Origin of the sequence: Mesorhizobium sp. CA12, assembly GCF_020165255.1 — a bacterium.
In the GTDB taxonomy this organism is placed as follows: domain Bacteria; phylum Pseudomonadota; class Alphaproteobacteria; order Rhizobiales; family Rhizobiaceae; genus Mesorhizobium.
This window is the reverse complement of sequence record NZ_JAIUHT010000001.1, coordinates 485,528-501,795: the sequence shown is the minus strand read 5'-3', so window position 1 is coordinate 501,795 and position 16,268 is coordinate 485,528. Positions and strand designations below refer to the sequence as shown.

Below are 16,268 nucleotides of genomic sequence, written 5' to 3'. Positions count from 1 at the left end.
CAGACCACAGGCGGTCCCGCACCGCCCCTTCTCAGGCAAACTCCATGATCACCGCATCGACCGCCAGGCTGTCGCCGGGCTTGGCGTTGAGTTTTGCTATCGTTAGGTCGCGTTCGGCGCGCAGCACGTTTTCCATCTTCATCGCCTCGACCACGGCCAGAGTCTCGCCGGCCTTGACCTCCTGGCCCTCGGCCACGGCGATCGAGACGACGAGACCAGGCATCGGGCAAAGCAGCATTTTCGAGGTGTCGGGCGGCAGCTTCTCCGGCATCAGCCTTTCGAGCTCCGCGATGCGCGGCAGCATGGCGCGCGCCGTCACGGACATGCCTTTCCAGGCGATGCGCAAACCATTCAGCGTCGGACGGATCTGCGCCGCGACCTTGTCGGCGCCGATCGTGCCCTGCCAGATCGCGTCGCCCGGCCGCCAGTCCGAGGCGACGGTCAGCGGCTTGCCGCCGTCGATCGACAAATCGACCTCCATCGGGATGGAAATCATGCCGTCGACGACCTCGACCGGGAGATAGTCCGCGCCGATCTTCACTACCCAGTCGCGCTTGAGATGTCCGGAATGCGGTGCCAGCCGGCCGCTGAGGCGGTCGAGCCGGTCGCGGCGCAGCAGCTCGATCGCCGTTGCGACGGCGGCGAATACCGCCCTCTCCTCGCCATCCGGCCCGACCGGCGCAAAACCGTTAGGATATTCCTCGGCGATAAAACCGGTCGACAGACGCCCCTCGCGCCAGCGCGGGTGCTGCATCAGCGCCGAAAGGAACGGTATGTTATGCTCGATGCCGTCGACGATGAACCTGTCCAACGCCTCTGACATGGCGTCGATGGCTTCCAGCCTTGTCGGCGCCCAGGTGCAGAGCTTGGCCACCATCGGGTCATAGAACATCGAGATTTCCGAGCCTTCGGTGACGCCGGTGTCGTTGCGGATGACGGTGCCGCCGAACGTACCCTCCTCCGGCGGTCGATAGCGCGTTAGCCGGCCGATCGACGGCAGGAAGTTGCGGAAGGGATCCTCCGCGTAAAGGCGGCTCTCCACCGCCCAGCCGTTGAGCTTCACGTCGCTCTGCTTGATGCCGAGCTTCTCGCCGGCGGCAACGCGGATCATCTGTTCGACCAGGTCGATGCCGGTGACCAGCTCGGTCACCGGGTGCTCGACCTGCAATCGCGTATTCATTTCAAGGAAATAGAAATTCTTGTCCTTGTCGACGATGAACTCGACGGTGCCGGCGCTCTGGTAGTCGACGGCCTTGGCCAGGGCCACCGCCTGCTCGCCCATCGCCTTTCTGGTCTTGGCATCGAGGAACGGCGACGGCGCTTCCTCCACCACTTTCTGGTTGCGGCGCTGGATCGAGCATTCGCGCTCGCCGAGATAAACTGCCGTGCCATGCGCGTCGGCCAGCACCTGGATTTCGATATGGCGGGGATCAACAACGAACTTCTCAATGAAGACGCGGTCGTCGCCGAAGGAGCTTTTCGCTTCCGAGCGCGCCCGCTCGAAGCCGTCGCGCACCTCCGATTTGCTCCAGGCGATGCGCATGCCCTTGCCGCCGCCGCCGGCCGAGGCCTTGATCATGACCGGATAGCCGATCTCGCCGGCGATCCTTACGGCATGGTCGGCGTCTTCGATGACGCCCAGCCACCCGGGCACGGTCGAGACCTTGGCCTGGCTGGCAAACTTCTTCGATTCGATCTTGTCGCCCATCGCCTTGATGGCCTTGGGCTTCGGCCCGATGAAGACGATGCCTTCCTTCTCCAGCGCCTCGCAGAAAGAGGCGCGCTCCGAGAGGAAACCATAGCCCGGATGCACGGCTTGCGCGCCGGTTTCCTTGCAGGCGGCGATGATCTTCTCTGGCAGCAGATAGCTCTGTGCCGCCGGCGGAGGCCCGATATGCACCGCTTCGTCGGCCATTTCGACATGCATGGCATCGCGATCGGCATCCGAATAGACCGCAACGGTGGCAATGCCCATATTGCGCGCCGTCTTGATCACGCGGCAGGCGATCTCGCCGCGATTGGCGATCAGGATCTTCTTGAACATTCGGATGTCGTCCTCCGGCGAAGCGGTCCAGTTCTATGGACAATTCCGGTGCGCCTCAAGAGCCCACGGCCGGCTCCCACGGCTGGCACCGATTGCAGGAACCGCGCCGAAAAACGTCGCAAGAGACGTTGGCCGCCAGCGCGGAACTCGCTAATGTTATCCCAACACCAAAGGGGCGGCAGGCTGGCATTCGCTACCGACAGCTTGCCGTTAGCTGAAACTTACAGATCGCTTGGGAGGAGTGCCTCATGAAAACGCGTGCCGCAGTCGCCGTCGCCGCCGGAAAGCCGCTGGAGATCATGGAGGTCGACCTCGAGGGGCCGCGCGAAGGCGAAGTGCTGGTCGAGGTCAAGGCGACCGGCATCTGCCATACCGACGAGTTCACGCTGTCGGGCGCCGATCCGGAAGGGCTGTTTCCGGCCATCCTCGGCCATGAGGGCGCCGGCGTGGTCGTCGATGTCGGCAAGGGCGTGACCTCGGTCAAGAAGGGCGACCATGTCATTCCGCTCTACACGCCCGAATGCCGGCAGTGCCCGTCGTGTCTATCGCGGAAGACAAACCTCTGCACCGCCATCCGCGCCACGCAGGGACAGGGCCTGATGCCCGACGGCACCTCGCGCTTCTCGATGGGCAAGGACAAGCTGTTTCATTACATGGGCTGCTCGACCTTCTCCAACTTCACCGTGCTGCCCGAGATAGCGGTGGCCAAGGTCAATCCCGACGCCCCCTTCGACAAGATCTGCTACATCGGCTGCGGGGTCACCACCGGCATCGGCGCGGTCATCAACACCGCCAAGGTCGAGCAGGGCGCAACCGCCGTGGTCTTCGGCCTCGGCGGCATTGGCTTGAATGTCATCCAGGGTCTTCGCCTTGCCGGCGCCGACATGATCATCGGCGTCGATGTCAACAACGACAAGAAGGCCTGGGGCGAGAAGTTCGGCATGACGCATTTCGTCAATCCGAAGGAGATCGACGGCGACATCGTGCCTTACCTGGTCAACCTGACCAAGCGCGGCGCCGACCAGATCGGCGGCGCCGACTACACTTTCGACTGCACCGGCAACACCAAGGTGATGCGCCAGGCCCTGGAAGCCTCGCATCGCGGCTGGGGCAAGTCGGTCATCATCGGCGTCGCCGGCGCCGGCCAGGAGATTGCGACCCGGCCCTTCCAGCTGGTCACCGGCCGCACCTGGATGGGCACCGCCTTCGGCGGCGCGCGCGGCCGCACCGATGTGCCGAGGATCGTCGACTGGTACATGGAGAAAAAGATCCAGATCGATCCGATGATCACGCACACGCTGAAGCTCGAGGACATCAACAAGGGCTTCGACCTCATGCACGAGGGCAAGTCGATCCGCAGCGTAGTGGTTTACTGAGGAAACAAGCCGCCGACCTATGGCCAGCGACTGAAGTTGCACAGGTTCAACAAGGGAGGAACTCAATGCCTGAAAAACTGCATCCGAAGATCGACAACGGCTTGCCGAGGGAGAGCGCGAGCTTTGCCGGCGGCACGCTGGTCTGCGCCTGCACCAGCAATCCGGTGAAGGTGAAGGTCAAGGGCCAGATCGCCCACAACCATGCCTGCGGCTGCACCAAATGCTGGAAGCCGGACGGCGCTATCTTCTCGGTCGTGGCCGTCGCCGGCACTGGCGATGTCACCGTCACCGAGAATGGCGACAAGCTGAAGGTGGTCGATCCCTCGGCGCTGATCCAGCGCCATGCCTGCACAAGCTGCGGCGTTCACATGTACGGCCCGGTCGAGCGCGACCATCCCTTCAAGGGCCTGTCCTTCGTCCATCCCGAGCGCTTTGAGGAGGATGGCTGGTCGCCGCCGGGCTTCGCCGCCTTCGTCTCCTCGATCATCGAATCCGGCGTCGACCCGAGCCGCATGGCTGGCATCCGCGGCCAGCTGAAGTCGATCGGGCTTGAGCCCTATGACTGCCTCAATCCCGGCCTGATGGACTATATGGCCACTTGGACCGCCAAGAAGTCCGGAGCCTTGGCGGCCTGACAATTGCGAAATTTCATGCGAAGGGGCCGGCCTATGTCGGCCCCTTCGTACATTTGGAGATAAGGTTGCCTGCCCCCATCATCATTTATGTCGACGCGGATGCCTGTCCGGTCAAGGCCGAGGTCGAGAAGGTCGCGGAGCGCCACGGCGTCGTCGTCACCTATGTCTCCAATGGCGGCCTGCGGCCGTCGCGCGATCCGATGATCCGCAACGTCGTCGTCTCCAAAGGCGCGGATGCGGCCGACGACTGGATCGCCGAGAACGCCAGGGCAAACGATGTCGTGATAACGGCCGACATTCCGCTTGCCGCGCGCACGGTGGCGCTCGGTGCGCATGTGCTCGGCCCCACCGGCCGCCCCTTCACCCCGGAAACCATCGGCATGGCGGTGGCGATGCGCGATCTCAAGCAGCATCTGCGCGAGACCGGCGAAAGCCGGGGCTTCAATGCCTCCTTCACACAGAAGGACCGTTCCCAGTTTCTGGGCGAGCTCGACCGCATCTTGCGGCGCGCGCTCAAATCCGTCACACCGGGCTGATCCAACGTCTTCAAGGGCCTCGGGCCATGGGTGACGATCTCAAGACGCCGATGCATCGGCACATGCAGTTCGCCCTCGCCGCGGCCATCGGCATCGTGGCACTGCTGCTTGCCTTGTTGCTGCGCTGGCCGCTCCCCTACTCGATCGGCGCCAATGTGTTCTTTGCAAGCTATATCGCCCTGGTGCTGACCCTGATGCCGAGCCTTACCGGCCGCTATCTCCGCAAGAATGCGCGCGCGACCGACCTGCCCGTGCTGCTGATCTTTGCCGTCACGCTCTTTGTCGTCGGCGCGGCCATCGTCTCGCTGTTCCTGCTGATCAACCGCAAGGATGCCGCGCATCCGCTGCAGCTCGCCTTCGCCATATTGTCGATCCCGCTCGGCTGGTTCACAATCCACGCTATGGCGTCGCTGCACTACGCGCACGTCTATTGGAAGGATGGCGACGGGATCGACGAGAAAACCCACAAGAAGATGCCGGTCGGCGGCCTCGATTTTCCGGGCGGCAAAAGACCGGAAGGATGGGATTTCCTCTATTTCGCGACGGTCATCGGCATGACGGCGCAGACGGCGGACACGGCCGTCACCACCTCGCAAATGCGGCTGGTCGTGCTTGTTCATTCGATCCTGACCTTTTTCTTCAACACGGTGATCGTCGCGGCGGCAGTCAATCTCGCGGTCAGCCTGGGCTCTCCGTAATAAATCCGTGATCGCATGAAACATTGCCTTGTGCGGCGACGTATTGAGGGGGAGACAATGACCTGAGAAGCCGCTTGCTTGAGGCGGCCGGAGGCAAGATGGACACTGTTGCCAACAACCATTCCGCCGTCGAGGCGGACGGCAAGGACACGACCCTCATCTACCGGCAATCGCGCTGGACGCGGTTGACCCACTGGATCTGGGCTTTCTCGCTCTTCTTCATGCTGCTTTCCGGCCTGCAGATCTTCAACGCGCGGCCGCAGCTCTATGTCGGCAAGCAGTCCGGCTTCGAGTTCAACAACACGATCCTCCAGATCGGCGCCGAAAACACCGCCAACGGTCCGCGCGGCTTCACTGAAATCTTCGGCCATCGCTTCGACACAACCGGCGTGCTCGGCTGGTCGGGTCCTCCGGGACAAGAGACGCCCCGCGCCTTCCCTTCCTGGGCCACGATCCCGTCCTATTACGACCTCGGCACCGCCCGCGTGGTGCATTTCTTCTTCGCCTGGATCCTGACCACGACCCTGCTCATCTGGCTGATCGCCAGCCTGGTCAACGGCCATATCCGTCGCGATCTTGCCCCTCGCGTGTCAGACCTGCGCAAGCTGCCGCGCGACATCGTCGATCATGCGAAGCTGAAGTTCCACCACACGCGCGAATACAACACGCTGCAGAAAATGGCCTATGGCGGCGTGCTCTTCGTGCTTTTGCCGCTGATGATCGTCACAGGCCTCGCAATGTCGCCGAGCATGAATTCGGTATTGCCCTGGCTCAACGAAATCCTCGGCGGCAGGCAGACGGCGCGCACCATCCACTTCACCGTCATGGTGCTGCTCGTGCTTTTCTTCATCGTCCACATCCTGATGATCCTCGCCGCCGGCCCGATCAACGAGCTGCGTTCGATCATCACCGGCTGGTACCGCACCGACCCGCCTGCGAAGCACGTTGAGCCGACCGAGAGGAGCGCCTGACATGGCAAAATTCCAGATCAGCCGCCGCAAATTCCTCACCTCCGCCAGCCTCGGCCTGTCCGGCATCGCGCTGTCTGGTTGCGACGTATTCGACAGCGGCCTCGGCATCGGCGGCGGCCTGCGCAGCTTCCTCGAAAACGCCAATAGCCTGACCTGGCGCGCGCAGCGCCTGCTTGCCGGGCGGGACGCGCTGGCGCCGGAATTCACCGAGGCCGATATCCGCCAGCCGCAACGGCCGAACGGCGTTACAGCGCCGGACGACGACACCTACAAGGGCCTGCTGGCCAACAATTTCGCAGACTGGCGCCTCGAGGTTTCAGGCCTCGTAGAGAAGCCGCTTTCGCTGACCCGCGAGCAGCTTCAGAACATGCCGAGCCGCACGCAGATCACCCGCCACGACTGTGTCGAAGGCTGGAGTTGCATCGCCAAATGGACCGGCACGCCATTGTCGCTGGTGCTGGACCAGGCCGTGGTCAAGCCGCAGGCCCGCTATGTCATGTTCCACTGCCTCGACACGATCGAGCAAAGCCTGTCCGGCGACATAAAATATTACGGCACCATCGACCTGATCGACGCCCGCCACCCGCAGACGATTCTTGCCTACGGCCTGAACGGCAAGCCCCTGCCGGTCGAGAACGGCGCGCCGCTGCGCGTGCGGGTCGAGCGCCAGCTCGGCTACAAGATGCCGAAATACATCTACAAGATCGAGCTGGTCGACAGTTTCGCCAATGTCGGCGGCGGCCGCGGCGGCTACTGGGAGGACAATGGCTACGACTGGTATGGCGGGATTTGATGGCCCCTCGCCTGCAGGCCGAGCATAGTCTAGCAGCCGCCGAGCTTGGTGCCGTCGAGGAGCGTCTCGACAAAGACAACCGGCGGCTGACCGGTCGTGGCGACGACCGTGCTTTGGTCTTTGCGCTGCGGGATGAGCAAGGCCGCGCCGTCGGGGCGGCCGCCGGGTATTCCTGGGCCGGCATTGCCGAGCTCACGCTGATGTGGGTCGACGAAGCCTATCGAGGCCTTGGCCTCGGCAGGAAGCTGCTCGATGCCTTCGTCGCGGAAGCCGCCGCTCGCGGCTCGCTGCGGATATGGGTTTCGACCCATGACTTCCAGGCGCCGGGCCTTTACGAAAAGGCCGGCTTCGAGCGCATGGCCGAATTGACCGGCTGGCCCGAAGGCCATTCCAACATCATTCTTTGCAAGACGATTGCAGGAAACGCCTAAGCCACTTTCTCAAGCAGCGGCTTCAGCGTCGGATGGATTTCCGGCGCCGCGTGCTTGATCAGCGTCAGCAGCGCGCGCTCGTTGTCGCGCAGCGGCCGCCGGCCGCCGCCGACACGCTCGGCAAGCCATTCGGCCTCGCTGGCGTCGATCGTCTCGGCGCGGCGAGCAAGCGCTTCAGCAGCCCGGTTCCTGGCTTCCCATTCGGCCTCGATATCACCGGGCGAATGATAGGCTTCGAGGATCGCCGCGAAACCACCCGACACCATCCGGCTGAAGAAGCCGCCAAGCGTCGGCGCTGCCTCGTCGAGGAAGTTCTCGTGGCGCAGCGCCACTTCCCGCGTCGGCGGCTCGTAGCCGGTCGAGCACATGACGTAGTTGGCGATCGCCTTGACGAAGAGGTCGCTCCAGGACGGATCGTTGTCGGCTGCCGCGGTCCGGTCGTTGATCCTGAACAGGACCTCCGCCTCGGCCTTGCTGATGGCGATGTTGCCGTCGCCGCCATAGGCATAGAGGATGCGCCGCAGCAGATCGACCTCGGCCTTGGCGATATGGCCGGGAACCAGGCTGCCGCCATGCATCAGCGGACCCTTGCCGTCTATTACCGCATGCGCGACCTGTTCCAGCGCATAAGCCGAGAGCTCGCTGGGGGAGGACCTCGCTTCCTCCAGCACATGCACCAGCAGTTCAAGCTCGGTGCGGCCGTCGACTATGCCGTCGCGCGAGACGGTTCGGACCAGCCAGTCGGCATTCTGCTCGGAGATATAGCCCTCCGGCTTTTCCTGGTGGACGATGTAATCGGTCACCGCCTCGACGAAGAACGGCGCCCATTCGCCGCACTTGTCGCGTGCCGTCTGGTCGAGCGCGAACAGCGCCTCCGCCTCGCCGCGACTTACCACGCCGTCGGCGAAGACCTCTCGCCGCAGCATCGTCACGTCTTCGGCCGTGATCTTGTTCTTCGAGATCAGCCCCGCCACCGGAGCGCTCATGATCAATTCGCCCATTTGCAGTCCCTGCCCGTCGCCCGTTGCCGGCGAACTGAGTGCGTTACCCCGCCAAGCTTTATCAGCATTGTCTTGAGAAACCGGCAAACGGCGTGGTTAGCGAAGCCTTGTCGGCCAATCCATGTCGCTGAAAAGCAGGGCGCGCTTAAAATGTCGCTGGGAGGTGACAAGGTGTCGCCGACGGGCTATGGATGACACGTCGAGGACTCAGGCGACTGAGTCCTACCTGTTTGCGGGAGAGAGCAGCGCAAGCTGTCGCCGAAGGGGAAATCGCCCGAAATCTCTCAGGCAAAAGAACCGTGGACGGGAAAGACAACTCTGGAAAGTCGGGAATCTTCCCGCGCCGAAGGTGTAAGCGCTGCCGACAGAGTTACGGGGCGCGAGTCTCTCAGGCTTCAGACAGAGGGGCACGACTAGGCCGCCAATGGCGGTCGATCGCCGTGCGACTCTGGAGAAGACATGACAGGCCAAGACACCAGACACCTCCCCTTTGAGGATTTGCATCAGGCCGCGGGCGCGCGTTTCGGCGCCTTCGCCGGCTGGTCGATGCCGCTCACCTACCCACCCGGCGTGATGAAGGAGCATCTTCACACGCGCGAGCATGCCGGCCTGTTCGACATCTCGCATATGAAGCTGTTCGAGGTCTCCGGTCCGGGGGCCATCGCTTTGTTGAACCGCGCCTGTCCGCTCGATGCCGGCGCGCTGGAAATCTCGCAGTCCAAATACACCTTCTTCCTCAACGAGGCTGCCGGCATCATTGACGACCTGATCGTGACGCGCCTGGGCGATAACCGGTTCATGGTGGTGGCCAATGCCGGCAACGCGGTGGAGGATGAGAAGCATCTGCGCGCGCTTGCTGCCGGTTTCGATGCCAGGGTCGATCCGCTCGACCGCGTCTTCCTGGCGATCCAGGGGCCGGACGCCTGGGCAGCTTTGGCGCGGGCTGGCATCGAGACCGGCTCGCTGCTTTTCATGCATGGGGTCGAGCCCCGGCAAAACTGGTTCATGAGCCGCTCCGGCTACACCGGCGAGGACGGATTCGAGATCGGCCTGCCGGAAGCGGATGCGCGGGATCTGGTCGCCAGGCTGCTGGGGGATGAGCGCGTGCAGTGGATCGGACTTGCCGCCCGCGACAGCCTGCGGCTCGAGGCCGGGCTTTGCCTGCACGGCCAGGACCTGACGCCCGAGATAGACCCGGCAAGCGCGGGATTGATGTGGGCAATTCCCAAGGAAGTTCGCGCTTCCGGCCATTTCATCGGCGCCGACGCGCTGCACTCGATCCTCGAGCGCGGGCCGTCGCAGAAGCGCGTCGGCCTGAAGCCCGATGGACGCCAGCCGGTGCGCGCGGGCGCCGCGTTGATCGATGCCGACAGCCATCCGGCCGGTCATGTCGCTTCGGGCGGCTTCGGCCCCTCGGCGGGCCACCCGGTCGCCATGGGCTATGTCAACACCGCGCTGGCCAAGGCCGGCACGAAGCTCTTTGCCGATGTCCGCGGGACGAAAATCCCGGTGGACGTCACGCCCCTGCCCTTCACCCCACATCGCTACCGCAAAGGATGATTTCCAGATGGCAAAGACCTATTTCACGGAAGACCATGAGTGGCTGCGCGTCGACGGCGGCGTCGCTACGGTCGGCATCACCGACTATGCGCAGGAACAGCTCGGCGATCTCGTTTTCGTCGAGCTGCCGGAAATCGGCCGCAAGCTCGCCAAGGGCGACACCGCCGTCGTGGTCGAATCCGTCAAGGCGGCCTCGGACGTCTACGCGCCGGTCGACGGCGAGATCACCGAAGCCAACGCCTCCCTGTCGGCCGACCCCTCGCTGGTCAATTCGGCAGCGACCGGCGACGGCTGGCTCTGGAAGATGAGGCTGGCCAACGAAAGCCAGCTCGACAGCCTCATGGATGAAGCCGCCTACAAAGCCCATATTGGCTGATATCAGGATCCTGGAAATGACCGCAGCACCTATTCCCTTCTCGGCCCGCCACATCGGCCCAGGCGTCAACGACGTCAGGGCAATGCTCGCCGTCATCGGCGTTCCATCCGTCGAAACATTGATTAGCCAGGCCGTGCCGAGATCGATCCGCCTCGACCTGCCGCTCAATCTGCCCGCTCCGGCGAGCGAAGCCGAAGCGCTGGCCGAATTGTCGGCTATCATGGCGAAGAACACGGTGCTGAAGAGCTTCATCGGCGCCGGCTATCACGGCGTCTTCGTGCCGCCGGTCATCCAGCGCAACCTGTTCGAGAACCCGGCCTGGTACACGGCCTACACCCCATACCAGGCCGAGATCAGCCAGGGCCGGCTGGAGATGCTGTTCAACTTCCAGACCCTGGTCGCCGAGCTCACCGGCCTGCCGGTGGCGTCGGCCTCGCTGCTCGATGAAGCCACCGCCGTCGCCGAAGCCGTCGGCATTGCGCTGCGCCACCACCGCGACAAGCGCACCAAGGTGGCGCTTGCCGGCACGCCGCATCCGCAGACGCTGGACGTCGTGCGCACCCGCGCCGAGCCGCTCGGCATCGAGGTCGACGGCGAGACGATCGACGATAACACCGCCGCCTTGCTCGTCTCCTGGCCGGACACGTTCGGCGTCTATGGCGACCACAAGGCGGCGATCGAGAAGGCCCGCGCCGCCGGCGCGCTGGTCGTCTTCATCGCCGATCCGCTGGCGCTGACGCTGACGGATGCGCCGGCGAAGCTCGGCGCCGACATCGCCGTCGGTCCGATGCAGCGCTTCGGCGTGCCGATGGGCTTCGGCGGCCCGCACGCCGCCTATTGCGCCGTCTCCGACAAGCTGACCCGCCTGATGCCCGGCCGCCTCGTCGGCCAGTCGACCGACACCAAAGGCCGCCCGGGCTACCGGCTGGCGCTGCAGACGCGCGAGCAGCATATCCGCCGCGACAAGGCCACCTCCAACATCTGCACCGCGCAGGCGCTGCTGGCCAACATGGCCACGGCCTATGCGATCTGGCACGGCCCCGCCGGCCTGCAGGCAATTGCCGGGCAGATCCACGCGTTGGCCAGCCGCCTCGCCTCGGGCCTCAAAGCAACCGGTGTTTCGGTGCTCGGCGCGAGGCGCTTCGATACGGTCACGGCCGAGGTGAAGGGCAAGGCCGCTTCGATCGCAGAAGCCGCCGAGAAGACCGGCCGGCTGTTGCGCGTCATCGATGCCGACCATGTCAGCATCGCCTTCGACGAGACCTCCACGGAAGCCGATCTCGAGGCGATCGCTGCCCTGTTTGGCGCCAAGCCCGGCGCGGCTGAAGGCAGCTCCATGCCGGGCAAGCCGCGCGGCAAGGAGTTCCTCACCCAGCCGGTCTTCCACGACAATCATTCCGAGACCGAGATGATGCGCTTCCTGCGCAGGCTGGCCGACAAGGACCTGGCGCTCGACCGCACGATGATCCCGCTCGGCTCCTGCACCATGAAGCTCAACGCAGCCGCCGAGATGATGCCGGTGAGCTGGCCGAGCGTCGCCAATCTGCATCCCTTTGCGCCGGCCGGCCATTCGGCGGGCTATCGCAAGATGGCCGCCGACCTGGAGGCATGGCTGTCGGAAATCACCGGCTTCGACGCCGTCAGCCTGCAGCCCAATGCCGGCAGCCAAGGCGAATATGCCGGCCTGCTCGCCATTCGCGCCTATCACCGTGCGCGCGGCGAAGGCCACCGCACCATCTGCCTGATCCCGTCTTCCGCGCATGGCACCAATCCGGCAAGCGCCGCGATGGCCGGCATGAGCGTCGTCGTCGTGCGTTGCCTGGACGACGGCAATATCGACATGGACGATCTGCGCGCCAAGGCCAATGAGCATTCCAAGAACCTCGCGGCACTGATGTTCACCTATCCTTCGACGCATGGCGTCTACGAGGAAGGTGCGCGTCATCTGTGCGCGCTGATCCACGAGCATGGCGGCCAGGTCTATTTCGATGGCGCCAACCTCAACGCCCTGGTCGGCCTCGCCCGTCCCGGCGACATCGGTGCCGACGTCTGCCACATGAACCTGCACAAGACCTTCTGCATCCCGCATGGCGGCGGCGGCCCGGGCGTCGGTCCGATCGGCGTCAGGGCGCATCTGAAACCCTATTTGCCGGGCCATGTCACCGAAGGCTCGGCGCATGCCGTGGCGGCGGCGCCCTTCGGCAGCGCCTCCATCCTGCCGATCACCTGGATGTATATCCGCATGATGGGCGGCACCGGCCTGAAGCAAGCGACGGAGACGGCGATCGTTTCGGCCAACTATGTGGCGACACGGCTCGCGCCGCACTACCCGCTGCTTTACAAAGGCAGAAGCGACCGCATCGCCCATGAGTGCATCCTCGACACACGCGTGCTCAAGGATAGCGCCGGCATCAGCGTCGACGATATCGCCAAGCGCCTGATCGACTATGGCTTCCATGCGCCGACGATGTCGTTCCCGGTTGCCGGCACTCTGATGGTCGAGCCGACCGAGTCCGAGCCCAAGCGTGAGCTCGACCGGTTTTGCGAGGCGATGATCGCCATCGCCGCCGAGGCGGCGAAAGTGGCGAGGGGCGAGTGGCCGTCCAGCGACAACCCGCTGGTCAACGCCCCGCACACCGCGGCGGAAGCGCTTGCCGGCGAATGGAAGCATCCCTATTCGCGGCTGGAGGCGGCCTATCCGGCGGGCGATGCCGATCTGGCGGCGAAATACTGGCCGCCGGTCTCGCGCATCGACAACGTCGCCGGCGACCGCAACCTGGTCTGCTCCTGTCCGCCGCTGTCGGAATATCTCGGCGCGGCCGAGTAGCGTCTGCTCAGGCAGACTTCAGGGCCGGCCCGGCATCGGGCTGGCCCGCTCCGTCCTGAACGACGACACGGTTGCGCCCGGCACGCTTGGCCGCATAAAGCGCGGCGTCGGCCTGCGCCAGCACCTCATGGAGCGGACGGCCCGCGATCGACCCGAAACCCATGCCGCCGCTGACGCTGCTGCGCAGTGGCCCGCGATGGGTCGCGACGACCTCGGTGCCGAAAGCGACGCCGATCCGGCTTGCAATGTCGTGCGCTTTCTCCGGTGTCACGCGCGACATGACGAGCGCGAATTCTTCGCCGCCCAGCCGGAACGCGTCGATCCCTGTCCTGCCATATTTCCTGATCACCGCCGCGAAGCGGCAAAGAACTTGGTCGCCAACGGGATGACCGAAGACGTCGTTGGTCATCTTGAAATGGTCCAGATCGAACATGGCGATCGCCATGAACGGACCGAAGCTGCGCTCGCCATAAAGCTCGGTGAGCGCCCTGCGGTTCATCAGGCCGGTCAGCGGATCGGTCATGGTTTCGGCCTTGAGCTCGATCTGCGCTTGCAGATGGTGCAGTGAAAGCGTCAATGCGCCGAGGCCGGTCATGCAGGCGACCGCGACGACGGAGTTCAATCGCTCCGCCCAATTGTCGGGCGCGGCGCCGAGAACCCATTGCTCTTGCGTCAGCAACGCCAGGCCGCACAGCACGAAGGACAAGCCGCAGGCGCCGCTGAGGAACGAAACGACGAGCAATATCCGGCGGTCGTGATCCCCCTTCATCCAGAACATCGCCCCGATCGCCGCAAGCAACGCCGTCACGGCCGCATAGGTGATCTGAAAGCCGATGCCGTCGAAACCGAGAAAGGTGAAGATCGCGCAGGCAGCCATCGCGGCCAGCGTCGGCACGATGGCGCGGCGGTAGTCGCGAAAGCCGAGATACTGCATCGCCGACAGGCAGAGGACCAGGAAACCCAGGGTCAGCAGCGCGAGCACGACCTGGCACAGCCAGGGATCGGCATTCTTGGTATAGCGCCAGAACGCGACGACATGGGCGACGAGCACGAGGATGCCGCAGGCGACCGTGAGCACGAAGCGCGCCCTCGGTGTGGCGAGCCAGATCGCAAACATAGTGATGCTGAGGCATGTACCCGACAGCGCCGCCGCGAGCAGGAGCGAACTGAAATCCAACATCCTGAAGAACTGCCTCTAGCGGGTGCCCGTCGCTCCTCAATGTAGACTGGCGGCGCCCGGCGCAAACCGTTTTCGGCGGACACCCAACGCTACCTCGACACAGGGTTTACAAAGCGTCGACATGTGAGGCGAAATCCCATGACGGCACACGGAATACGCGAAGCGGGAGCAGGATCAGCCCTTGTCGAGCAGCGCCAGATTGGCATCGACCACTGTCTGATCGGCCATGCCGGCCTTGGCCTCGAGCAGCAGCGCGCGCGCTTTTTTCTTGTTGCCGCGCAGAAGCTGCGAATAGCCCATATTGTTGACGATCTGCGGCTTGCGCCCGGCGACCTTCAACAGCTGCATATAGGCGCGATCGGCGAAGTCGAAGCGGCCAAGCTCGTCATAGGATGCGGCAAGCCCCATCCAGGCCTCGGCATTGTCGGACTTGAGCTCGACCGCCTTGCGGAAATGCTGTTCGGCAAGGCCGAAATTCGCCTCGCGGAACTGCGCCTTGCCTTCAACGAGGTCGTTGGCGCTTACGTCCTTGGCTACCGGCTGGATCGCCGTGGTCTTGGTCGTGTCGACATCGTTGTTCGTCGTGCAGCCGGTAATCATCAAGACGGCCGCCAATGCCGCCGCTGCCCTGGGAAGTCTCTGACGCATGCCCCTGCCCCATCGCCCGATTTGCCGGGTCGTTCTTCAGGAAAAACGATACAGGACAGCGATTAAGCTTCGGTGCCGAAATGCAGATAAAATTCGGTTGCGCGCCAAGGAGGCGTTAACCACGGCTATGTCCTGGATTCAGGTCAGGCCGAGTCGAAAATGGCGGATTCCGAGAACCGGGGCGGAGCGCAGGAAGCTGCCGTTTGCAAACCGGCCTCAGCTGAATACTCAATGCGCGGTCAGCTTCACGATGATCGGAATGATGGCGATCATCAGCACCACCGGCAGGATACAGACCGTCACCGGGACCGACATCTTGGCCGGCAGGGCATGCGCCTTCTCCTCGGCCAGCGACATGCGCTTGTGCCGCATTTCGTCGGAAAAGACGCGCAGCGAGCCCGACAGGCTGGTGCCGAGCTCCTTGGATTGCTGCAGCAGCGTCGCGAAGGAGCGAACCTCGTCGAGGCTGAGGCGGTCGGCAAGCGCCTTCAGCGCGTCGTCGAGGCTGCGCCCGGCCCGCAACTCCAGCGACACCAGGATCAGGTTCTGGCTGAGCGACGGATAGGTCCTGGCAAGCTCTCTGGAGACCCGCTCGATGCCGGCCTCCATGCTCATGCCGGCATCGGAGCAGACGATCATCAAATCCATGAAATCGGGAAAGCCGTTGCGGTATTCGCGCATCTTTTCCCGAATTTTCTGCATCAGCACCAGGCCAGGCAGGAAATAGCCGCCGGCAGCCGACAGGATAATGAAGGTCCAGCGGCTGGTCATGGTCGACTCGGCGCTTGCCGCCCAGTGATTGACCAGGAATGCGCCGAGCGCCGCGCCGACCAGCGCGGCGAAACGGATGAGGAAGAACATGCCGACGGCGCGCGGTTCCATGTAGCCGGCCTGGATGAGCTTCAGGCGCAGCCGCGCGACATTTTCCGGATCGCTCTTGGCGTAGAACTCCTGTGCCCGTTTCACCGCCTTCTCGCGCACGGCATTGGTGCTCTTCTTGGGCGCGGGCTCCGCCTGCTCGGCCGGTTGCAATGTCTCCACCTTCAGCCGGCGCTTGACCTCGCCGCGATCGCCCTTAGCGAGCACCAGCGGCCAGGCGACGGCGCCGCCGCCCAGCACAAGGAGCAGCACGGCGAACGGCACCAGCGAGGTCGGCGCGAGCGAGGCGAGGAAGCGGATCACGTCTTCCATC

15 protein-coding genes and 1 riboswitch are annotated in these 16,268 nt (G+C 64.2%); of the genes, 10 read left to right on the top strand and 5 right to left on the bottom strand.

Annotated elements, in window-relative coordinates:
- Nucleotides 1-31 precede the first annotated feature (31 nt).
- Entirely contained in the window at nt 32-2,044 is a 2,013-nt protein-coding gene (locus LB520_RS02370; RefSeq protein WP_224636292.1) for an acetyl/propionyl/methylcrotonyl-CoA carboxylase subunit alpha, read from the bottom strand.
- Between the two features lie 248 nt (nt 2,045-2,292).
- Between LB520_RS02370 and LB520_RS02365 the strand changes: the two genes are divergently transcribed.
- The 7 genes from LB520_RS02365 (at nt 2,293) to LB520_RS02335 (ending at nt 7,484) form a co-directional block, all read left to right on the top strand.
- Entirely contained in the window at nt 2,293-3,420 is a 1,128-nt protein-coding gene (locus LB520_RS02365) for an S-(hydroxymethyl)glutathione dehydrogenase/class III alcohol dehydrogenase (protein WP_140627385.1), read from the top strand.
- Between the two features lie 65 nt (nt 3,421-3,485).
- The gene (gfa, locus tag LB520_RS02360; RefSeq protein WP_224636291.1) at nt 3,486-4,055 is read left to right on the top strand and encodes an S-(hydroxymethyl)glutathione synthase; all 570 of its coding nucleotides are present in this window, start codon (nt 3,486-3,488) and stop codon (nt 4,053-4,055) included.
- A 65-nt stretch (nt 4,056-4,120) separates the two neighbouring features.
- Nucleotides 4,121-4,591, top strand: coding sequence for a YaiI/YqxD family protein (locus LB520_RS02355; protein WP_224636290.1), 471 nt, complete (start codon nt 4,121-4,123; stop codon nt 4,589-4,591).
- Between the two features lie 26 nt (nt 4,592-4,617).
- Complete coding sequence (locus LB520_RS02350) at nt 4,618-5,289, top strand: DUF1345 domain-containing protein (RefSeq protein ID WP_095765091.1); 672 nt, start codon at nt 4,618-4,620, stop codon at nt 5,287-5,289.
- A gap of 98 nt (nt 5,290-5,387) precedes the next feature.
- Entirely contained in the window at nt 5,388-6,260 is an 873-nt protein-coding gene (locus tag LB520_RS02345; RefSeq protein ID WP_224636289.1) for a cytochrome b/b6 domain-containing protein, read from the top strand.
- A 1-nt stretch (nt 6,261) separates the two neighbouring features.
- Complete coding sequence (locus LB520_RS02340) at nt 6,262-7,053, top strand: molybdopterin-binding protein (RefSeq protein WP_095765089.1); 792 nt, start codon at nt 6,262-6,264, stop codon at nt 7,051-7,053.
- The gene (locus LB520_RS02335) at nt 7,053-7,484 is read left to right on the top strand and encodes a GNAT family N-acetyltransferase (protein ID WP_224636288.1); all 432 of its coding nucleotides are present in this window, start codon (nt 7,053-7,055) and stop codon (nt 7,482-7,484) included. Before LB520_RS02340 ends, LB520_RS02335 begins: the two co-directional genes overlap by 1 nt.
- Here the strand turns inward: LB520_RS02335 and LB520_RS02330 are convergent.
- Entirely contained in the window at nt 7,481-8,485 is a 1,005-nt protein-coding gene (locus LB520_RS02330; RefSeq protein WP_224636287.1) for a hypothetical protein, read from the bottom strand. The two genes, LB520_RS02335 and LB520_RS02330, sit on opposite strands and share 4 nt — an antisense overlap.
- A 223-nt stretch (nt 8,486-8,708) precedes the next feature.
- Nucleotides 8,709-8,795: riboswitch (glycine riboswitch) on the top strand.
- A 149-nt stretch (nt 8,796-8,944) separates the two neighbouring features.
- On the opposite strand from LB520_RS02330, the gene gcvT reads away from it, so the two are divergent.
- From gcvT to gcvP, 3 genes are read left to right on the top strand one after another with little or no spacing between them, the layout of a single operon-like run.
- Nucleotides 8,945-10,045, top strand: a complete 1,101-nt coding sequence (gcvT, locus tag LB520_RS02325) for a glycine cleavage system aminomethyltransferase GcvT (RefSeq protein ID WP_224636286.1) — start codon at nt 8,945-8,947, stop codon at nt 10,043-10,045.
- A 7-nt stretch (nt 10,046-10,052) separates the two neighbouring features.
- Nucleotides 10,053-10,421: a glycine cleavage system protein GcvH gene (gcvH, locus tag LB520_RS02320; protein WP_095765085.1), complete on the top strand. Its 369-nt coding sequence runs from the start codon at nt 10,053-10,055 to the stop codon at nt 10,419-10,421.
- 16 nt (nt 10,422-10,437) lie between these two features.
- The gene (gcvP, locus tag LB520_RS02315) at nt 10,438-13,248 is read left to right on the top strand and encodes an aminomethyl-transferring glycine dehydrogenase (protein ID WP_224636285.1); all 2,811 of its coding nucleotides are present in this window, start codon (nt 10,438-10,440) and stop codon (nt 13,246-13,248) included.
- 7 nt (nt 13,249-13,255) lie between these two features.
- On the opposite strand, the gene LB520_RS02310 is transcribed toward gcvP, so the two are convergent.
- The 3 genes from LB520_RS02310 to LB520_RS02300 all read right to left on the bottom strand — a co-directional run bounded on the left by LB520_RS02310 (nt 13,256) and on the right by LB520_RS02300 (nt 16,267).
- Entirely contained in the window at nt 13,256-14,428 is a 1,173-nt protein-coding gene (locus LB520_RS02310; protein WP_095765083.1) for a GGDEF domain-containing protein, read from the bottom strand.
- 174 nt (nt 14,429-14,602) lie between these two features.
- Complete coding sequence (locus tag LB520_RS02305) at nt 14,603-15,076, bottom strand: hypothetical protein (protein WP_095765082.1); 474 nt, start codon at nt 15,074-15,076, stop codon at nt 14,603-14,605.
- A gap of 228 nt (nt 15,077-15,304) precedes the next feature.
- Complete coding sequence (locus tag LB520_RS02300; protein WP_224631835.1) at nt 15,305-16,267, bottom strand: type II secretion system F family protein; 963 nt, start codon at nt 16,265-16,267, stop codon at nt 15,305-15,307.
- Nucleotide 16,268: the final 1 nt, after the last annotated feature.

Coding starts and splice junctions, on each gene's coding strand:
- LB520_RS02370 (WP_224636292.1), bottom strand. CDS start 2,044: ATGTTCAAGAAGATCCTGATCGCCAATCGCGGCGAGATCGCCTGCCGC.
- LB520_RS02365 (WP_140627385.1), top strand. CDS start 2,293: ATGAAAACGCGTGCCGCAGTCGCCGTCGCCGCCGGAAAGCCGCTGGAG.
- gfa (WP_224636291.1), top strand. CDS start 3,486: ATGCCTGAAAAACTGCATCCGAAGATCGACAACGGCTTGCCGAGGGAG.
- LB520_RS02350 (WP_095765091.1), top strand. CDS start 4,618: ATGGGTGACGATCTCAAGACGCCGATGCATCGGCACATGCAGTTCGCC.
- LB520_RS02345 (WP_224636289.1), top strand. CDS start 5,388: ATGGACACTGTTGCCAACAACCATTCCGCCGTCGAGGCGGACGGCAAG.
- LB520_RS02340 (WP_095765089.1), top strand. CDS start 6,262: ATGGCAAAATTCCAGATCAGCCGCCGCAAATTCCTCACCTCCGCCAGC.
- LB520_RS02335 (WP_224636288.1), top strand. CDS start 7,053: ATGGCCCCTCGCCTGCAGGCCGAGCATAGTCTAGCAGCCGCCGAGCTT.
- LB520_RS02330 (WP_224636287.1), bottom strand. CDS start 8,485: ATGGGCGAATTGATCATGAGCGCTCCGGTGGCGGGGCTGATCTCGAAG.
- gcvT (WP_224636286.1), top strand. CDS start 8,945: ATGACAGGCCAAGACACCAGACACCTCCCCTTTGAGGATTTGCATCAG.
- gcvH (WP_095765085.1), top strand. CDS start 10,053: ATGGCAAAGACCTATTTCACGGAAGACCATGAGTGGCTGCGCGTCGAC.
- gcvP (WP_224636285.1), top strand. CDS start 10,438: ATGACCGCAGCACCTATTCCCTTCTCGGCCCGCCACATCGGCCCAGGC.
- LB520_RS02310 (WP_095765083.1), bottom strand. CDS start 14,428: ATGTTGGATTTCAGTTCGCTCCTGCTCGCGGCGGCGCTGTCGGGTACA.
- LB520_RS02305 (WP_095765082.1), bottom strand. CDS start 15,076: ATGCGTCAGAGACTTCCCAGGGCAGCGGCGGCATTGGCGGCCGTCTTG.
- LB520_RS02300 (WP_224631835.1), bottom strand. CDS start 16,267: ATGGAAGACGTGATCCGCTTCCTCGCCTCGCTCGCGCCGACCTCGCTG.